The 393-nt window shown below is 65.1% G+C and carries 1 protein-coding gene; it reads left to right on the forward strand.

Translation table 11 applies throughout. The features are described 5' to 3' along the window. Window positions 1-393: transposase (locus tag SxD43FB_RS24280; RefSeq protein WP_255245904.1), on the forward strand; the 393-nt coding region annotated here is incomplete at both ends.

A 393-nucleotide genomic window follows, 5' to 3' on the forward strand; every position in this document is an offset into this window, starting at 1 on the left:
GGCTGATGGAGCTGGAGGAGGGCAAGCCAACAGGCGCCGCCCCTGGCGAGCGCTCCCCGGACCGGCTGGTACAGCGCAATGGCTATCGGGAGCGGAACTGGCAAACGCGGACTGGGACGGTGGAGCTGCGAATTCCAAAACTCAGGAAGGGCAGCTACTTCCCAGCCTTCCTGGGGTCCAGGAGGCTGGCGAAGAAGGCACTCACGGCGGTGACCCAGGAAGCTTATGTCGGTGGCATCTCCACCCGCTCAGTGGACAACCTCGTCCGGACCATGGGCGGGCAGATCATCGACGCCACCCTGATTGCAGCACCGCGCCAGAAGCTCACCATTGAGGCGAAAGCCACCATCCGGGAGGGCGGCATCCCAGCGGATTGGTCCAAGCCCAAGCGGG

It is taken from the genome of Sphingobium sp. D43FB (assembly GCF_002312805.1).
Taxonomy (GTDB): Bacteria; Pseudomonadota; Alphaproteobacteria; order Sphingomonadales; family Sphingomonadaceae; genus Sphingobium.